Genomic DNA, 15,694 nt, shown 5'->3' on the forward strand with positions numbered 1-15,694 from the left:
CGGTTGCCGCCACTCGCTGGCTTCGGCCCGCCACCCGTATTTAATATAGCATTATGTGCTTTATACCCTTCGTACGTGCGATCGAAGCTCGATAATCGAGATTCCCGACAATCACCAGTCTGCGCCCCGGTCGTCGCGGTTCTTGCAGCGGCCGACGTTCACTTAAGAGGGATGAGGAGCACCGACAGAACCGCAGGAACGAGTCGAGAGGCCTGATTAGCAGTTGTTGGCACTGTGATTTGCTTTGGGTCGGAACGCGCAAACTGGCGTTCCGAACTCGATTACTGTGGATTCGCCTATAAACCTGAGTCGTGTTGCCAACTACTGTTAGGGAGTGGGGTTGGACCGATGGGGGGGTCGGAGCAACCGTTTCGGGACCGTTGGCGAGAAGAGGGACGCTATCGCTACCCAGTTTGTGCCAAACGGTGGGCGATCGACCGTTCAGGCGAGCGTCGAGATCCCGTTGATCTCGATGAACCCGAAGTTACATTCGCTACAGCGCCACTTCGTCTTCTCCCCCAGATGGACTTCCATCGACGCAGTCAGCCAGAACTTCTGTTCGTTACCACACTCCGGACACTCTTCGTTGCGTTCCATACCACGTGATCCACGGTCGACCAAATTGAATATTGGGATTTACTGTTCCGGTCTTTCAAGTGAACGCGACGAAACGGGTAGATAAATCAAATAGCGCTATATAGAATGAGCAACCAACTACCGTCCGGCCCCCGTCGCGTCCACCTCGGTCGTCGAGTCGGGGGCGAAATCGGAACCGGAAGTCCCAGCAGTAGCGGCTCCCGACCCCGGCTCCTCGACCGGTGTCGGACCTCCAATGAACTGCCTCGTTCGTTCTTCAGTGGGTTCCTCGAAGAACGTCCGCACGTCGTTCGCCTCGACGATTTCCCCGAGGTACAGGAACACGACGGAATCGGCGATTCGCCTCGCCTGCGCCATACTGTGAGTAACCATGATGATCGTGTAGTCGTCGGTGAGTTCCGCGAGTGTCTCCTCGACAGTCTCCGCAGAGAGTGGATCGAGCGCCGAGGTGACCTCGTCACACAGGAGCACCTCGGGTTCGACGGCGAGCGAACGGGCGAGACAGAGCCGCTGGATCTGACCGGTCGAGAGTTCGGCCCCGGGGGCGTTGAGCCTATCGTTCACCTCGCTCCAGAGGTTCACTTTCCGCAGGTACGACTCGACCAGTTCGTCGAGTTCCGCCTTCGAGTCGTACCGCCCGTGGATCCGGATGCCGTACGCGACGTTTTCGTAGATCGAAAGGGGCAACGCCGTCGGTTCCTGTGGAACGTAGCCGATCCGCCGCCGGATCTCCGGCACGGGCTCGTCCGTCCGGTAGATCGACTCGCCGCCGAGTCGAACGTCTCCATCGATTTCGACGTTCGGCTGGATCTCGTGTAGCCGGTTGAGCGACTTCAAAAGCGTCGACTTGCCACAACCGGACGGGCCGATGATCGCCGTCAGTTGGTTCGGCTCGAACTCCAGAGTGACACCCTCGACCGCCCGGACCTCGCGGTCGCCGGTGTACGTCACCGAAAGCTCGTCCGTCGACAGCGTTCCTGTCGCCGTTCGATCCGTTTCCCCTTCGATTCGGTCGGTCGGTTCCGTTCGGTTCGTCGGTGCGTCCCCTGTTTCGTGTGTCGTGTCGGTCATAGTTGGGTTCCGTTCGTGATCGATCGCTCGATTCGACCCGTCACCCGTGGCGGCCACCGTCCGGTCGCCGTCCACGTCGCTCACGAGTGTCGACCCCCCGGCGCGAACCGTGCGTACCGCCCTGCCAGCAGCTTCGATGTCAGAATCAGTCCCAGCACTGCGACGATCAGCACGAACGAGGCGGCGTAGGCGTGGGCCCGAACCTCGGCGTTGAACGACATCGCCTGATCGAAGATCAACACCGGAAGTGTCGTCGCGGGCTCGAACGGTCCGGCGGGCATGTTCGTGCTCCGACCGGCGGTGAAAAGCACCGTTGCGGCGTCGCCGATCCCACGTGCGAAGCCCATTACGATCCCGGCGACGATGCCGGGCAGGGCCGCCCGTATTGTCATGAACGCGCTCTCGAACCGTGTCGCTCCGAGGCCGTACGTCGCCTCCCCGACCGCATCCGGCGCCGATCGTAACGCCTCGTCGGTGTACCGCGTCATGATCGGGTACTGGAAGATCGCGATCGCAACGATCCCGAACACGAGGCTCGTCCGGGCCCCGATCGCAATGATGATCGTGAGGACGAACACGCCGTAAACGATCGGCGGCGTTGCCCACAGGACGTTCAGGAACATGTTTGTAACGTCGGAGAACCGCTTGCTCGAGTAGTCGCTCTGGAGGTACAGCGCAGTCGAGACCGCAAGCGTCATCGAAACCACCGTTGCCGGCCCGACGATGAGGACGCTTCCCAGCACCGCATGCAGGAACCCCCCAGTCCCCTCGAGCATGTACCGGGAGCCTGGCGGCGTAATCGCGATCGCCGGATCCGCAAGGAGAACACGACCGCCCCGGAGGATCGTCACGCCGACCACGAGCCCCATCACGCCGACGACCAGGGCTGTGGCCCCGCGTGTGAACACCCCGAAAAGCCGCTGTCTGGCGTATCTGTCCATCAGTACTGCCACCTCCGCTGGAGCCGGGATCGGACGAGCATCGCCCCGAAGTTGAACGCCCAGACGACGACAACGAGCACGAGGCCGACGAAGATGAGCGCCGACTGGGTCAGCGGGAGGCTCATCAGTTCGCCGAAGTCGTTGACGATCAGCGTTGGCAGCGTCTGGCCGGTCGAAAACACGGAGTCGGGGAGTTGTGTCTGACCGCCGATCAGCATCGCCGGTACGATCGTCGCCCCGAAGACGCGGCCGAAGCCGAGCAACATGGCCGAGAAGATCCCGGGACCGGCGGCCCGAAGCAGCACCGACCGGATCGTCTCCCACTTCGTCGCGCCGACGCCCAGCGAGGATTCACGCAGTTCGTCCGGCAGCGCCTCGAGCGACTCGACGGACAGCGAGATGATAAACGGCGTGACGACGATCGCCATCACGAGGCTGACCGTCAGGATGCCGACACCGGTCGCGTCGACGCCGACGGCGGGTGCGAGGTAATCGCCGACGAAAGGGACGACGACGATCAGGGCGACCAGCCCGAAGATGACGCTCGGGATCGCAGCGAGCACATCGATGAACGACGAAACGAGCGTCTTCAGTCGCCCGTCGGCGTATTCGGCGATGTAAACCGCCGCGAGGATCGCGATCGGCGCCCCCATCGCCATCGAGAGCACAGTGACGTACACGGTGCCGACGATCGCCGGTAGGAACCCGAACTCGTTCTGTGCGGGGTCCCAGTTCGCCGATGTGAGCGCCTGCACCAGCGAGTACTCCGCCAACAGCGGCAGCGACTCGTACACTAACGTCAACACGATTGCGGCGAACAGCCCTACGGCGAGGTAGCCGGCCGCCTGGAGCCACCGGTGGCTCGCGCGCTCGACGAGGAGCCGTCGGTCGATCCGTCCTGCCGACTGGTCCTGGCCGACGTCCGTCGAACGATCCACGTGTGCTCAGGCCCCCGACGCCAGACGCTCCTGGGCCGCCGCGAGACGGCTTTCCTCGAGGGGAACGTAGCCGTTATCGCGGACGTGCTGTTGGCCCTCGGTGAGCACCCACTCGACGAATTCGCCGGCTTCCCCGTCGAACTCCCCGTTCGAGGCAAGGAACATCTCGCGGGCCGGCGGGGCGGGATACCGACCCTCCTCGACCGCGCGGAGGAATTCCGACCGCGTCCGGTAAAACGACTCCTCGGACGAGAGCCCGTCGCCGTCAGTGTCGAGCGGTACCGGCCGGATGTCACTCTCGAGTTTGCCGCTCTCGAGGTCGTACACGTAGTTGATATTGTTCAGGGAGATCGCGTTCTCCCTGCTCCCGACCGCCTCGGCGACGGGCTGGTCGCCGTTGTGATTCGCATCAGCGACCGATTCGAGTTCGTTCTGTGTGTACGCGTTGTCGTCGCCGCCGAGGAAGTCTCCCCACTGTTTGTAGGCCGCCGACGCATCCGACCGCCCGTAGACCACGATCTCCTCGTCGATGTCCTCGTCGACGAGTTCGCCCCAGTTCGTGATCTCTTTGGTGAAGACGCTCTCGAACTCCTCCCGGGTCAATCCCTCTGACTCGAGCGATTCGAGAACGGGATTGTCGGCGTTGACGGTGCCGACGACCGTGTCGATGAGCATCGGGACGGCGAACAGTCCCTGTTCTGTCTCTTCGGGCTCGGGTGCCCTCCCCATCATCGCGATGTCGACTTGACCGTTGAGGACGTCGGAGACGCCGACGCCGGTTCCGCCCCCGGAGATGTCGAACGTCGTCTCGGTGTGATTCTCGTAGAGATCCGCCCACACTTCCACCATCGGGAGCGGTCCGACGCCCCCGGAGATCCGGACAGCGCTGTCGCCGCCACCGCCGAGACAGCCGGCAAGAGAGAGGCCGGAAGCTGTAGTTACGAGTCCCATCGCCGAGCGACGCGAGTACCGTCGTGTCATCAGATGCGTGCAGGCCCGGGGAACGGTTATATACGAGTTTACTCTCAACATCGGCACCCTCTACGCTGTATCAGCAACATCGTCCGGTGTCGGCGACACAGAGCGGTCGAACCCGGTCCGACACGACAGTATCGACCGAACTGCGCCCGGGCGTGGCGACTACCACGAACGACGTGCGGAAAACGAAGAGGAGTGTATCGAAAACGGAGCAAGAATTGCAGCAGTCCTCGACAGCGTCACCTCGTGAGTATAAGTCGTCCCCGCTCGCAACCGCTGATATGGCCGAGTTTACGACCGACGTGCAGGTCCGATTTCGGGATCTCGACGCGTACGGACACGTGAACAACGCGGTGTACGTGACGTACATCGAACAGGCGCGCGTCGAGTACCTCAAGTCGATCATCGGAGTCGGGATTCACGACCTGGACATCGTGCTCGCGTCGCTTTCGGTGGACTACCGGCAGCCGGTGACCGACACCGAATCGGTCGAAGTCGCGATCGACGTGCCGGACCTGGGTGACTCGAGCGTCCCCATGGAGTACGAGATCCGCGCCGACGACCGTGTGGTCGCGACCGCCGAGTCCGTACAGGTCGCATACGACTTCGAGACACGGTCGTCGAAGCAGTTGCCCGATGAGTGGCGGGAGACGATCTCGACGTACCACGACCTGTAGTCTCTCCAAACCGCCGCGCTCTCGGGTCGCTGCTGCCGTGGGAACTTACTTGCGCGTGGCCCCCGTCCACCCGGTGATGACTGTTACACTGTACGCGCTGGACGGCTGTCCGTTCTGTGAGGACGTCCACGAGGCGCTCGAGGAGGCGGACGTGACATACGATACCCACTGGGTCGAAGCTCTCCACTCCGAGCGAAACGAGGTAAAACGCGCAAGCGGTCAGCGTGGCGTCCCGGTCCTCGTCGACGAGGAGCGTGGCGTCACGATGTGTGAAAGCGAAAACGTCCTCGAGTACGTCGAAGAGACGCTCGCGGAGGGTGTCCGATGAAAATTTATACCGGGCGCGGCGACGACGGAATGACCGACCTCGGAAACGCCACCCGCGTTTCGAAAACCTCCGATCGGATCGAGGCGTACGGCACCGTCGACGAGGCCAACGCCCTCGTCGGAACGATCCGTCCGACGGGCTATGACGACGTCGACGAGACGCTTTCGGCGATCCAGAACCACCTCCACATCATCCAGGCCGACTTCGCCAGCCCCGGTACCGACGGGACGGATGGCGGCGAGGGAAGCCACGCGGAGGGTAGCGCCACCCGGATCCGCGAGGACCACGTCGATCAACTGGAGGAGTGGATCGACGCGTTCGACGAGGAACTCGACCCCCTCGAGTCGTTCGTTCTCCCGGGTGGAAGCGAGTCGGGGGCGCGGCTCCATCACGCCCGGACAGTCGTCCGTCGAGCCGAGCGCCGGGCGGTCGCGCTCGCGGCCGACGACCCGATAAACGAGGAGGCGATCGTCTATCTCAACCGCCTTTCGGACGCCCTGTTCGTGTTCGCCCGGCTGGTCAACCGGCGCGACGGCGAACGCGAGGAGTCGCCGACGTACTAGCGGACGATTGGGTCGAGGAGAAGTGTGACCGCCGGAACTCCACCGCAGACCGGCGATGAACCCGACGAGCCTGATCCAGCTCGACGCGTACTCGCTTTCGCAAGCTGTTTGCGTTATCCAAATACGGATCGCTCGAAACCCTTGTTTTGAAAGTTTGACTCGCCTGTACCTCCGATTTCCCAATAAAAAACCGCATAAAAGGCCACCGTCTAGATACAGTCACGAACCACGGACCCGGATTGCCTTCAGCGACCGACAATGATCCCCCGGCTACAAAGTCACCAATGACACCCGAACAGCGCACTCGGAACACCGACGGCGGTACTGTCACGCGAGAAGTACTCCTCACGCGTTCTACCGACAGTGACCACGCGGAGCGTGATACTGAACTGCCAGTACCCGAACTGGACACTCCGATTCCGGAACTTGCCGAACGGCTCCTGGCGACGAACGAACGACAGGTCCCCGTCAGCAATGGCGTCGAGTGCGTCGGTCACGTCTCCATCACGAACGTCGTCCGGGCGATCGCCAGACGGGTTGTCACACTCGATGTCCCGGTTGCTGACGCGTACACCGACTCCGTCAACATCGTCTTTGCCGGGACCCCTCTTCCGGTCGCAGTACGACAAATAACGAACGCTTCGGAATCATCCGCAATCGTCCTCGACGAGAACGGCGCTGCCGTCGGCATACTCACCGAGAAAGACGTCGTCGGCGCTGCTCGATTCACCCAGGGAGAACTGCGTTCGCCCGACCTCGAATATCGAGACGACGACCGTCAGTGGGAAGGCATCGAACTCGAGGTAAACGGTCCGATCCCGACCCTGACTATCGAACTTCCCGCGGTACCGGTCTCGGAGATTGTCTCCGAGGACGTTCCCACCGTCTCTGCCGACCGAAGCTGTACGGATGCTGCACAGCTCATGGTCTCGAAAGACGTCGATCAGGTGGCAGTACGGAAGCAGGAACAGCTCGTCGGGGTGCTCCGGGACCGTGACTTGCTGTACGCGCTGGTCGGCCGGAAGACCGGTCGAAAGGACGCACGAAAGGACGCACAAAAGAACGGACGAACGGCCGAACGAAAACGCGACGATTAACTCGGCACGCCAGGGAATCCAACGTATTCATGACTCACACCACGAGACGGGCGCTGTTGGCGACCACGGCCGCAGTCGGGGCGTCGATAGCCGGCTGTCTGGGCGACGCCACCGACGACTGGGCGGTCGAGGACACCGTTCCGGCGACAGCAGCGACGCTGTATCAGGGCCCGAACTGCAATTGCTGTGAGGTGTACGCCGACTACCTGGACGATCACCTCGACGGTGGGCTGGAGGTGGTCGTCACCGAGGATCTCGGTGCGATCAAGACGGAGCGCGGGATCGACGTCGATCTCCACTCGTGTCACACCGTCGATTTCGACGGCTACGTCGTCGAAGGCCACGTTCCAGTCGAGGTAATCGTCCAGCTGTTCGAGGAGGGGCCCGACCTCGACGGCATCGCGCTGCCGGGCATGCCGTCGGGCTCCCCGGGGATGGGCGGCAGCAAGGACGAGACGTGGACGATCTACGGCTTCTCGGCCGACGAGAGTCCGACTGTCTACACGGAACTGTGACCCGATCCAGTACCGCCACGGGCCCCCGGCTCCCGGAGGGGCTCGCAGAGATGGCCCAAAGCGAGGAGACGGTCGATCGCGAGGACGTCGCGGCGGTGTACGACGAACTGCTCGCGGAACTTGCGGACGCCGAGATCGATCGACGAACTCTTTTGAGTGTGTTCGCGGGCGGCGGCGGGCTCGCTGTGCTGACGTCGCTTTTCGCCCAGCGGACGTTCGTCGGCGACGACGCCCAGTCGGGCCTGGAGGCGGTGCTCGAGGCGAGCGACGGGCCGCCCGGCGTTCGGTACGTCGACGATCCCACCTACGAGGTCGACGACGACGTCTACGAACGGCCACCGAACGAGACCGACTTCCGATTCCGCGGCGCCATCGCCAGATGGATCGACGAGTCGGACGGTGGTGTCGCCGACGAGGGGGAGTTGCTCGATCGGGGACTCGAGACGGCGGAGACGTCGTATGCGATCCCGAATCCCGCCAACGAGGCGGTCGAAGCCGCCGATCCCGGACTCGGACGGGCCAATCGGGCGCTGGAGGCCGCCCTCGGGAGCGTCAGCGGCGCGATCCAGGGGTTCCGCTTCGGACGCACTGACGACCGGCTCGACATTCAGAAACACGTCGCCGAGGGGAGCGGTTTCGCCACGAGGGAGTTGGTCGACCGTGAGCCGACCGTCGAGGATCCCGATCGCCTGCGGTCGCTTTTGGGCACCGTCGCCCGGCTCGCCGGCTGTGCGGACGTCGGCGTCGGCGAACTCGACGAGCGGTGGATCTACTCCCACCGGGGGGACGGCGCGCCGATCGTCTTCGAAGACGTCGACGAGCCGGTTCTGGACGACGACCGGACGGTGATCCCCGAGCGGTTCGACCGCGTCGTCGTCGGCGTCTCCGAGATGCCGCTTTCGCTCACCCGCACTTCGCCGACCCCGGTTTCGGCGGCGTCGGGGGCGCTCGGATACAGTCGGATGGCCACCGGGGCGGTCGCCCTGGCAACGTGGATCCGGGCGATGGGCTACGGGGCGATTCCCGCATTGAACGACACCGGGCTGAGCGTCCCCATGGCGATCGACGCCGGCCTCGGGGAGGCGGGTCGACACGGGCGGCTCATCCACCCGCAGTTCGGGTCGAACGTCCGGCTGTTCAAGGTACTCACCGACATGCCGGCCACCGTCGACCCGTACGTCGAGTTCGGCGTCGGCGCGTTCTGCGAGACGTGCCGGATCTGTGTCGAGAACTGTCCGTCGAATACGATCCCCTACGGGAGTCGGACGTGGGAATACGAGGGCGAGGCGCCGTCTTCGTGGCGCGGTGCGACCGACGAGCCGTGGGACTCGACGAAGGCAAACGGCGTCCGGAAGTGGTACGAGAAGCCGAAAACCTGTCTCCGCTTCTGGATGGAGAACGGGTCGAGCTGTTCGAACTGTATCGTCACCTGTCCGTTCACCCAGGGACGGGGGCGACTGGCGGAGCTTTTCACCGTCCTCGCCGGGCGTTCCGAACGGATCGATCGGCAACTGGTCGATCTCGCCGGCGGCCATGCGAGCGGCCGGTCGGCGTTCGGCGACGTGGGCCTTCACCCGCCGGAAACGGCGTGGGATCGGACGTACCTGCCCTACGGGCTCTCACAGGATCCGGATCTCCCCCGGGAATAGTGAGTGACGGCGTTCTCGAGAACCGTGCCGGCTCCGATCAGCAGTGCCCGCCTTCCTCGTGGTATTCGTCGTGATACTCGTCGTGGTGGTCGGCGTGGTCGCCGTCGTGGTGGTCGGCGTGGTCGCCGTCGTGGTGGTCGGCGTGGTCGCCGTCGTGGTGGTCAGCGTAATCGCCGTCGTGGTGGCCAGCGTGGTGGTCGGCGTGGTCACCGTCGTGGTGGTCAGCGTGGTGGTCGGCGTGGTCACCGTCGTGGTGCTCGGCGTGATTGTGGTCGCTCATGTGTTCGGACATCCATTCGACTGCGTCACCGCCCATGTGCTGGTTCATCCAGGTGATCGCATCGTTGCCCATGTGATCTGTCGCGTTTTCACCGTACAGTGCGTCATCGGCCGTGTTCGCGTCCGCGCTCGCGAGGCCGATCGCGCCAACGAGCGCGATGACGACTGTCAGAGTCAGTATCAGCCGGATCGTTGTAGACTTCATTGGTCTTCGACTATCCGTATGCCCTTTGAGTGGTTAGCTCCCAGGACGTGAACTGTCTCCTCAGAACGTTCGAGAGCGTTTATAATTGGTTCTAAACGTTTCCCTGCGGAGAAACCGTTCATCTCGCCGGAATTCCGGCGTTTCGGCCCGGTTCTGGTGTGGACGCCCGTTTTCGACCGGTCGCGCTCGATCGATACCGGTACTGCGCCGTGGAAACGCCTCGTGCCTCCCCAGCCTCGGCGGCCCACGGGCGGGCCGCCTCCCTCGCGCGCCGGCGACGGCACGGAGGCCGCCGCCGATCGCGCGCCAACGGCTATGAGATTCCCTTTATAAGATAACGGGATTCACGTCGGGTGCCGTTTATAAATTTTGATCGGTGCGCCGGGAGTCGGCCAGTTCGTCGGCGGGATACACCCGATAGGTCCGCCCCTGTCGTTCCCGATACAACAGCCCCCGCTTTTCCAGGTCGGTCACGGTCTGGCTCACCTTGCTCTTCGAGAAGTCCGACCGGTCGCGGATCTCGATCTGGGTGAGTCCCGGCGATTCGACGACGGGTTCGAGGATCCGCCGTTCGTCTTCGGGGAGGTAATCGAGCGGTCGACGCTGGACGGGGGTCGGATTCGAGGTGGTGTCGCCGGTCGTATTGGATGTGGTCCCGCCGGGCGCGTCCGGTTCGGGACCCGGAGCCGCGCCGTCGTTCGTCTCTGGTGACCCTGCATCGAGCGTGGACTCCCCGGAATCGAACGCGGGTTCGGAATCGAACACCTCTCCTCGAACGAACACGTACACACCCCCGATCACGCTGGCGACGAGGACGCTCCCGAGGAGATACCACACCGGGTGGACGCCGTGCAAGAGTCCGACCGACGCGTCCATGTGATGGCCCATCGCATCGTCTATTGTTCGACTCGCCCGATAGGCCTGCCAGGCGGTCCAGACGCCGACGAGCAGGACGGCTCCGATCAGGGCGGCGGCCGCGGCGTCGGCGGTTGTGCGATTCACTGTCGAACTGTTTCGACGTGAAGCGACCTACGTGTTACGATCGACCGGGCGATAGCCTGTATCGCCCGTCTCCCACAAGGGTTATATCTGTCCTCTTCGTAAGGGCAGATATGAGCAAGCACTTCGAAGATGCACGGTACTACCTCGGACGAGCGGTCGAACACGCGAAAGCCGGCATGAAGGAGGAACTCGAGGACCTCGAGGTGAAGGTCCGGGAGCTGACGGGCCGCGAGGCCGACGAGGAGCCCGAGCCGTCGCGACTCGAGTCGCTGCAGGACGACCTGAAGGAACTGGAAGAGCGTGCCGAGGGCGAGGCGAAGGAGGCCATCGAGAGCGCCCGCGCGAAGATTCAGGCGTTCAGGGACGAGGAACCCGAAGAGTCAGGAACGCCCGGAGAGTCCGAACAGGCAGAATAGCCGCGATCAATTAGCCAGTTCACTCCCGACGCTGACGTCGCTTTGTCCTCCGTATTTTTACTCGTGGAACGGTAACCACCTGGTATGGCAGAACTGCCGAGCATCCAGGTCATCGAGGAGGAGGGGGAGGCACCGTCGTTCGAGCTTCCCGGCGTCGACGGCGAGACGCACGCGCTGTCGGACTTTACGGACAACGAGGCGCTGTTGCTCGTCTTTACGTGCAACCACTGTCCGTACGCCGAGGCGAAGGAGGACACGCTCAACGAAATCGCCGCGGAGTACGACGATGTGGCCGTCGTGGGGATCAATCCCAACGACGCCGAGGAGTACCCTGACGACTCCTTCGAGAAGATGCAAGCGTACGTCGAGTCGGGACGGATCGCCTACGACGCCTACCTGCGGGACGAGTCACAGGCGGTCGCTGCGGCGTATGGCGCCACCTGCACGCCGGATCCGTTCCTGTTTAAAAATGAGGGCGGGACGTTCCGACTGGCGTACCACGGTCGGCTCGACGACGCCTTAAATCCCGACGACGACCCGTCCGGCGAGCCTGGGTTCGAGATCCGGCAGGCGATCGAGGAGGTACTCGCCGGCGAGGAGGTGTCCGTCGACTGGAACGCCTCCCGCGGCTGTTCGATCAAGTGGCGCGAAGGCAACGAGCCGGACTACTGGGACGAGGTCTAGCCAGCCGTCGAGATCCTCCACCATCACCGGCAGGCTTGCGCCGGGCACAACCCATTTGCGGGTCCGCGTCGAGAGGGGAGTATGGACCGCGAACTGCTCGAGGTACTCGCCTCCGACGCCCGCACGTCGGTCGACGACATCGCCCGCCAACTCGACCGCGAACCCGAGGCGGTCGCGGCCGCAATCGAGGAACTCGAGGAGGCCGGCGTCATCAAAGGGTACAGCGCTGTCATCGACTGGGACGCCGTCGACGCCTCCACGGTGCGGGCGATCGTCGAACTGAACGTCGAACTCGACCGCGAAACCGACTACGAGGAGATCGCCGACCGGATCGCCCGGTTTCCGGAGGTGAAATCGCTGCTTTTGGTCTCCGGTAACTACGACTTCGCGATCGAGGTCGAAGGGAAATCGATGCAGGCAGTCTCCCGATTCGTCTCCGAACAGGTGGCTCCCGTGCCGGAGATCACCCAGACGGTGACTCACTTCGTGATGGAGACGTACAAGGACGGCGGCTTCGTCTTCGAGGACCGCGACGAGGACGACCGCCTTTCGGTGTCACCATGACAGAGCGCGGATCGAACGCCGGCGTCGAAGAGGACTCCGGGGGCATGGGGAACGAACCGACCGACAGCTCCGCGTTCGGCAACCGACTCTCCGAGCGTGCGGCGACCCTCTCCGAGTCGGGTATCCGTCGGTACTTCGAACTCGCCGAAGAGCGGGATGACGTCATCTCGCTGGGTGTCGGCGAGCCCGACGTCTCCGCGCCGTGGGGCGCCCGGGTCGCCGCCATCGAGTCGCTGGAGCGCGGGCGCACCTCCTACACCGCCAACCGGGGACTCCTGGAACTGCGCGAACGGGTCGCCGAGTACCTGACCAGATGGGGGCTGTCGTACGACCCCGGCGAGGAGCTACTCGTCACGACGGGCGCCAGCGAGGCGGTCGATCTCGCGTTGCGCGCGCTCGTGGATCCGGGTGACGTCGTCGCCGTCCACCAGCCGACGTACATCTCCTACGGACCTGGCGTCGAGCTCGCCGGCGGCGAGATGCTCCCGGTACCGACGCGGGCGGCCGACGAGTTCGCGCTCACCCCCGAAGTGCTCTCGGCGGCGGGCGCCGAGGAGGCCGACGTGCTGGTGCTGTGTTATCCGAACAACCCGACCGGGGCGACGATGAGCCGCGAACAGCTCGCGCGGGTGGCGGCGTTCTGTCGGGAGCACGACCTGCTCGTGGTGAGCGACGAGATCTACGCTGCGCTCACCTACGACGGGGGACACGCCTCGATCGCGTCGTTTTCGGGGATGCGCGAGCGGACGCTGGTGGTCAACGGCTTCTCGAAGGCGTACGCCATGACCGGCCTGCGGCTGGGGTTCGCGGCGGGTCCGCCGGAGATCGTCGACGCGATGACGCGGATCCACCAGTACACGATGCTGTCGGCGCCGACGACCGCACAGTACGCCGCACTCGAGGCGCTGTCGAGTTGTGGAGACGAGGTCGACCGGATGCGTCGGGAGTACGACCGTCGCCGGCGCTACGTCCACAGCCGGTTCGAGGAGATGGGGATGGACTGTTTCGAGCCGACCGGCGCCTTCTACGCGTTCCCCGACTGCGGGGAGGACGACGAGGCGTTCGCGGAGGCGCTGCTCGAAGAACAGGGGGTCGCCGTCGTGCCCGGCCGGGTGTTCGGCGCCGGCGGCGAGGGACATCTGCGGGTCTCGTATGCGACGGGGATGAACGAACTGAAAACCGCGATGAATCGGATCGAAACGTTCCTCGTCAGTCGCTGATAGTTCTTTGCCGGCCGTTTCCGCTGTGTGTTCGACCTGCGCTCACTCCTCGAACGGATCGACGTCGGCGTCGCGTTCGAGATCTCGGAAGACGCCGACGAACTCCTCGTGGTCGCCGAAGGAGTCGAGGGTCTCCCCGAGTTCCGAACGCAGCTGTTCGAGCTCCCGTTCGAGCTGCTGATACTCCTTGCTGTCCTCGAGTTCGGCGGAGCCCTTCTCCGACTCCAGTAGCGCCTTCTTCGAGGCAAGCGCGTACAGTTTTTGGACGCCCTCGTCGTAGCTGCTCCGCGTCAGCAGTGATTCGACTGTTTCGTACAGCTCCTCTTTCGCGACCGGCTTGACCAGGTAGTCGTCGAACCCCATCTCCACGATGTCGAAATCAGGTTCGACGGCGGTCACCATCGCGATCCGGCAGTCGAGGCCTCGCCCCCGGATCTCCTCGAGCACCTCGTCGCCCGAGACGCCGGGCATCCGGCGGTCGAGCAGGACGATGTCGATTTCCTCGTCGAGTTCGTCGAGCGCTTCCTGTCCGCCGTAGGCGGTGCGCACGCGGTAGTCACTCGAAAGCCACGCGGCGTACAGATCCGCAAGATCGGGCTCGTCCTCGACGATGAGCACGAGCGGGGCTTCCTCACTCATAATCTGTCCTCGAGGTGTACACGTTCTTCATGCAACCGGAGGGCATATGAAAATACCTCTTCGAATCCGCGTGGTCGGCGGCACAGATCATCGCCGGCAGCGATCATTTCGTCGCCCCCGTGGCGTCGAGAGGCCGACTGTTACGTCCTGACGGTTCCCGCTGGCTCTCGCGCTCGTCGCCTTCGATCGCGGTGACGGTCAACCGCCGTGCCTCGATGTCCTCGATTACGGCACCCCAGCCGCCCACCGAGACCGACTCGAGGCTCCCGACGCCGGGCTCGGTGGCGTGTTCGGATCCGTCTGTACCATCCGTCCGTTCGAGATACACCGTCACCTGCCCTGCGAGATGACTCAACGGGATGTCTCGACCGGTCGAGTCACCGACGTACGCGAGGTCACGCAAAATTCCCTCGACGGTCATCGACCGTCCGGTTTCGGTGGCGTAGCCCTCGACGCGGACGGTTATCTCTGCTCCCTCCGCCAGCAACGGCTCGCACTCCCGGACGAACCGACGGATGTCGGTGTAGGAAATCGGGGGTTCGATGTTCCGGTCGTCGTAGACGACGGGCCACACCTCCCACAGGCAGGTCCTGAAGTACCAGTGGAACACATACGAGAGGGTATGGTCGTCGACCAGGACGCCGTACTCGTTCAGGGACTCGCGGTGCGGAGAAAAGCAGGTGACCGTCCGGTCGACGAGCGCGAGAAACGGCGTCGGGAGCTGTCGGTGGCGGATTTCGGTGACTGCGCCGTCGAACCGCTCCTCGTCCGGCAGCGCGGTGGCGCCCTCCCCGCGTCCGGTGTGGATCGACACTTTCACCAGCGCGCCCGACTCGTGGGCGGACCGGAGTGCCGGTTCGAGCTCCTCGTACCCGTCGGGGGTCACGGCGACCTGCACCTCGTTTTCCGCCTCCGAGACGAGGCGCGTGGCGCGATCGAACACCGTGTCGAACCGCTTTACGATGCTGACACGGTGCTCCTCGAGATCGGGCTGTTCCCACCGGTTTTCGATCTCTTCGGCGGCGGTCGCGAGGCGGTCCGCCCGATTGCGGAGGTCCTCGAGCACGTCGTCGGGATTACACGCCTGGGCTCTGAGACGCTCCTGATCGTACGTCTCGACGTAGCCACGTTCCTCGAGGTCGCCGAGGACGTCGTAGATACGGGCGCTGGGGACGTCACAGGCGTCGGCTACCTCAGTCGCGCTCGCGGAGCCGAGCCGCAGGAGGGCCGTGTAGGCGTCTGCCTGATACTGCGACAGGCCCGCCTCCTCGAGCGCGCGGCGCAAGTCAGCGGTGTCCATACTCGCCGTTGTGGGCCGGAGAGGGTTAATC

The 15,694-nt window shown here is 64.1% G+C and carries 20 protein-coding genes; 11 read left to right on the forward strand and 9 right to left on the reverse strand.

Going from position 1 to position 15,694, the window contains the following annotated elements; all coding sequences use genetic code 11:
• Nucleotides 1–441 precede the first annotated feature (441 nt).
• From AArcSl_RS17160 to AArcSl_RS15720, 5 genes are all read right to left on the reverse strand, one after another.
• Nucleotides 442–597: a DUF7838 family putative zinc beta-ribbon protein gene (locus AArcSl_RS17160; RefSeq protein WP_193588479.1), complete on the reverse strand. Its 156-nt coding sequence runs from the start codon at nucleotides 595–597 to the stop codon at nucleotides 442–444.
• A gap of 117 nt (nucleotides 598–714) precedes the next feature.
• Nucleotides 715–1,752: a phosphate ABC transporter ATP-binding protein gene (locus tag AArcSl_RS15705; protein WP_245883297.1), complete on the reverse strand. Its 1,038-nt coding sequence runs from the start codon at nucleotides 1,750–1,752 to the stop codon at nucleotides 715–717.
• On the reverse strand, nucleotides 1,749–2,609 hold the full coding sequence (locus AArcSl_RS15710) for a PstA family ABC transporter permease (RefSeq protein ID WP_119821286.1): 861 nt from the start codon (nucleotides 2,607–2,609) through the stop codon (nucleotides 1,749–1,751). Before AArcSl_RS15710 ends, AArcSl_RS15705 begins: the two co-directional genes overlap by 4 nt.
• The gene (gene pstC / locus AArcSl_RS15715) at nucleotides 2,609–3,547 is read right to left on the reverse strand and encodes a phosphate ABC transporter permease subunit PstC (RefSeq protein ID WP_119821288.1); all 939 of its coding nucleotides are present in this window, start codon (nucleotides 3,545–3,547) and stop codon (nucleotides 2,609–2,611) included. The genes AArcSl_RS15710 and pstC overlap by 1 nt, the downstream gene beginning before the upstream one ends.
• Nucleotides 3,548–3,553: 6 nt before the next feature.
• Complete coding sequence (locus AArcSl_RS15720) at nucleotides 3,554–4,528, reverse strand: PstS family phosphate ABC transporter substrate-binding protein (protein ID WP_119821290.1); 975 nt, start codon at nucleotides 4,526–4,528, stop codon at nucleotides 3,554–3,556.
• Between the two features lie 7 nt (nucleotides 4,529–4,535).
• Here AArcSl_RS15720 and AArcSl_RS17165 point away from each other — a divergent pair, with 7 nt between their 5' ends.
• From AArcSl_RS17165 to AArcSl_RS15750, 7 genes are all read left to right on the forward strand, one after another.
• Nucleotides 4,536–4,775, forward strand: a complete 240-nt coding sequence (locus AArcSl_RS17165) for a hypothetical protein (protein ID WP_193588529.1) — start codon at nucleotides 4,536–4,538, stop codon at nucleotides 4,773–4,775.
• Nucleotides 4,776–4,806: 31 nt separating this feature from the next.
• Nucleotides 4,807–5,202, forward strand: a complete 396-nt coding sequence (locus AArcSl_RS15725; RefSeq protein WP_343125500.1) for an acyl-CoA thioesterase — start codon at nucleotides 4,807–4,809, stop codon at nucleotides 5,200–5,202.
• A gap of 76 nt (nucleotides 5,203–5,278) precedes the next feature.
• Nucleotides 5,279–5,530 carry a glutaredoxin family protein gene (locus AArcSl_RS15730; protein WP_119821292.1) on the forward strand — a complete coding sequence of 84 codons (252 nt, stop codon included), beginning with the start codon at nucleotides 5,279–5,281 and terminating at the stop codon, nucleotides 5,528–5,530.
• Nucleotides 5,527–6,093, forward strand: coding sequence for a cob(I)yrinic acid a,c-diamide adenosyltransferase (locus tag AArcSl_RS15735; RefSeq protein ID WP_119821294.1), 567 nt, complete (start codon nucleotides 5,527–5,529; stop codon nucleotides 6,091–6,093). Before AArcSl_RS15730 ends, AArcSl_RS15735 begins: the two co-directional genes overlap by 4 nt.
• Nucleotides 6,094–6,377: 284 nt before the next feature.
• Nucleotides 6,378–7,190: a CBS domain-containing protein gene (locus tag AArcSl_RS15740; protein WP_119821296.1), complete on the forward strand. Its 813-nt coding sequence runs from the start codon at nucleotides 6,378–6,380 to the stop codon at nucleotides 7,188–7,190.
• A 29-nt stretch (nucleotides 7,191–7,219) separates the two neighbouring features.
• On the forward strand, nucleotides 7,220–7,705 hold the full coding sequence (locus AArcSl_RS15745) for a DUF411 domain-containing protein (RefSeq protein ID WP_119821298.1): 486 nt from the start codon (nucleotides 7,220–7,222) through the stop codon (nucleotides 7,703–7,705).
• Nucleotides 7,648–9,354 (forward strand): reductive dehalogenase, encoded by a 1,707-nt coding sequence (locus tag AArcSl_RS15750; RefSeq protein ID WP_133412187.1) that lies wholly within the window; start codon nucleotides 7,648–7,650, stop codon nucleotides 9,352–9,354. Before AArcSl_RS15745 ends, AArcSl_RS15750 begins: the two co-directional genes overlap by 58 nt.
• Before the next feature lie 37 nt (nucleotides 9,355–9,391).
• On the opposite strand, the gene AArcSl_RS16885 is transcribed toward AArcSl_RS15750, so the two are convergent.
• The gene (locus AArcSl_RS16885) at nucleotides 9,392–9,838 is read right to left on the reverse strand and encodes a hypothetical protein (RefSeq protein WP_154670825.1); all 447 of its coding nucleotides are present in this window, start codon (nucleotides 9,836–9,838) and stop codon (nucleotides 9,392–9,394) included.
• Between the two features lie 360 nt (nucleotides 9,839–10,198).
• Nucleotides 10,199–10,840, reverse strand: coding sequence for a helix-turn-helix transcriptional regulator (locus tag AArcSl_RS15755; RefSeq protein WP_193588480.1), 642 nt, complete (start codon nucleotides 10,838–10,840; stop codon nucleotides 10,199–10,201).
• A 110-nt stretch (nucleotides 10,841–10,950) separates the two neighbouring features.
• Between AArcSl_RS15755 and AArcSl_RS15760 the strand changes: the two genes are divergently transcribed.
• The 4 genes from AArcSl_RS15760 to AArcSl_RS15775 all read left to right on the forward strand — a co-directional run bounded on the left by AArcSl_RS15760 (nucleotide 10,951) and on the right by AArcSl_RS15775 (nucleotide 13,724).
• On the forward strand, nucleotides 10,951–11,256 hold the full coding sequence (locus tag AArcSl_RS15760; RefSeq protein WP_119821302.1) for a DUF7553 family protein: 306 nt from the start codon (nucleotides 10,951–10,953) through the stop codon (nucleotides 11,254–11,256).
• An 84-nt stretch (nucleotides 11,257–11,340) separates the two neighbouring features.
• Nucleotides 11,341–11,940, forward strand: coding sequence for a thioredoxin family protein (locus AArcSl_RS15765; protein ID WP_119821304.1), 600 nt, complete (start codon nucleotides 11,341–11,343; stop codon nucleotides 11,938–11,940).
• Nucleotides 11,941–12,021: 81 nt separating this feature from the next.
• Nucleotides 12,022–12,504: an Lrp/AsnC family transcriptional regulator gene (locus AArcSl_RS15770; protein ID WP_119821306.1), complete on the forward strand. Its 483-nt coding sequence runs from the start codon at nucleotides 12,022–12,024 to the stop codon at nucleotides 12,502–12,504.
• Nucleotides 12,505–12,548: 44 nt separating this feature from the next.
• Entirely contained in the window at nucleotides 12,549–13,724 is a 1,176-nt protein-coding gene (locus AArcSl_RS15775) for a pyridoxal phosphate-dependent aminotransferase (protein ID WP_217563558.1), read from the forward strand.
• A 42-nt stretch (nucleotides 13,725–13,766) separates the two neighbouring features.
• Here the strand turns inward: AArcSl_RS15775 and AArcSl_RS15780 are convergent, their stop codons facing one another.
• Complete coding sequence (locus AArcSl_RS15780) at nucleotides 13,767–14,363, reverse strand: HalX domain-containing protein (RefSeq protein ID WP_119821310.1); 597 nt, start codon at nucleotides 14,361–14,363, stop codon at nucleotides 13,767–13,769.
• Nucleotides 14,364–14,466: 103 nt separating this feature from the next.
• Nucleotides 14,467–15,663, reverse strand: a complete 1,197-nt coding sequence (locus AArcSl_RS15785) for a TrmB family transcriptional regulator (RefSeq protein WP_119821312.1) — start codon at nucleotides 15,661–15,663, stop codon at nucleotides 14,467–14,469.
• Between the last annotated feature and the right edge of the window lie 31 nt (nucleotides 15,664–15,694).

The organism is Halalkaliarchaeum desulfuricum (genome assembly GCF_002952775.1).
Taxonomy (GTDB): domain Archaea; phylum Halobacteriota; class Halobacteria; order Halobacteriales; family Haloferacaceae; genus Halalkaliarchaeum; species Halalkaliarchaeum desulfuricum.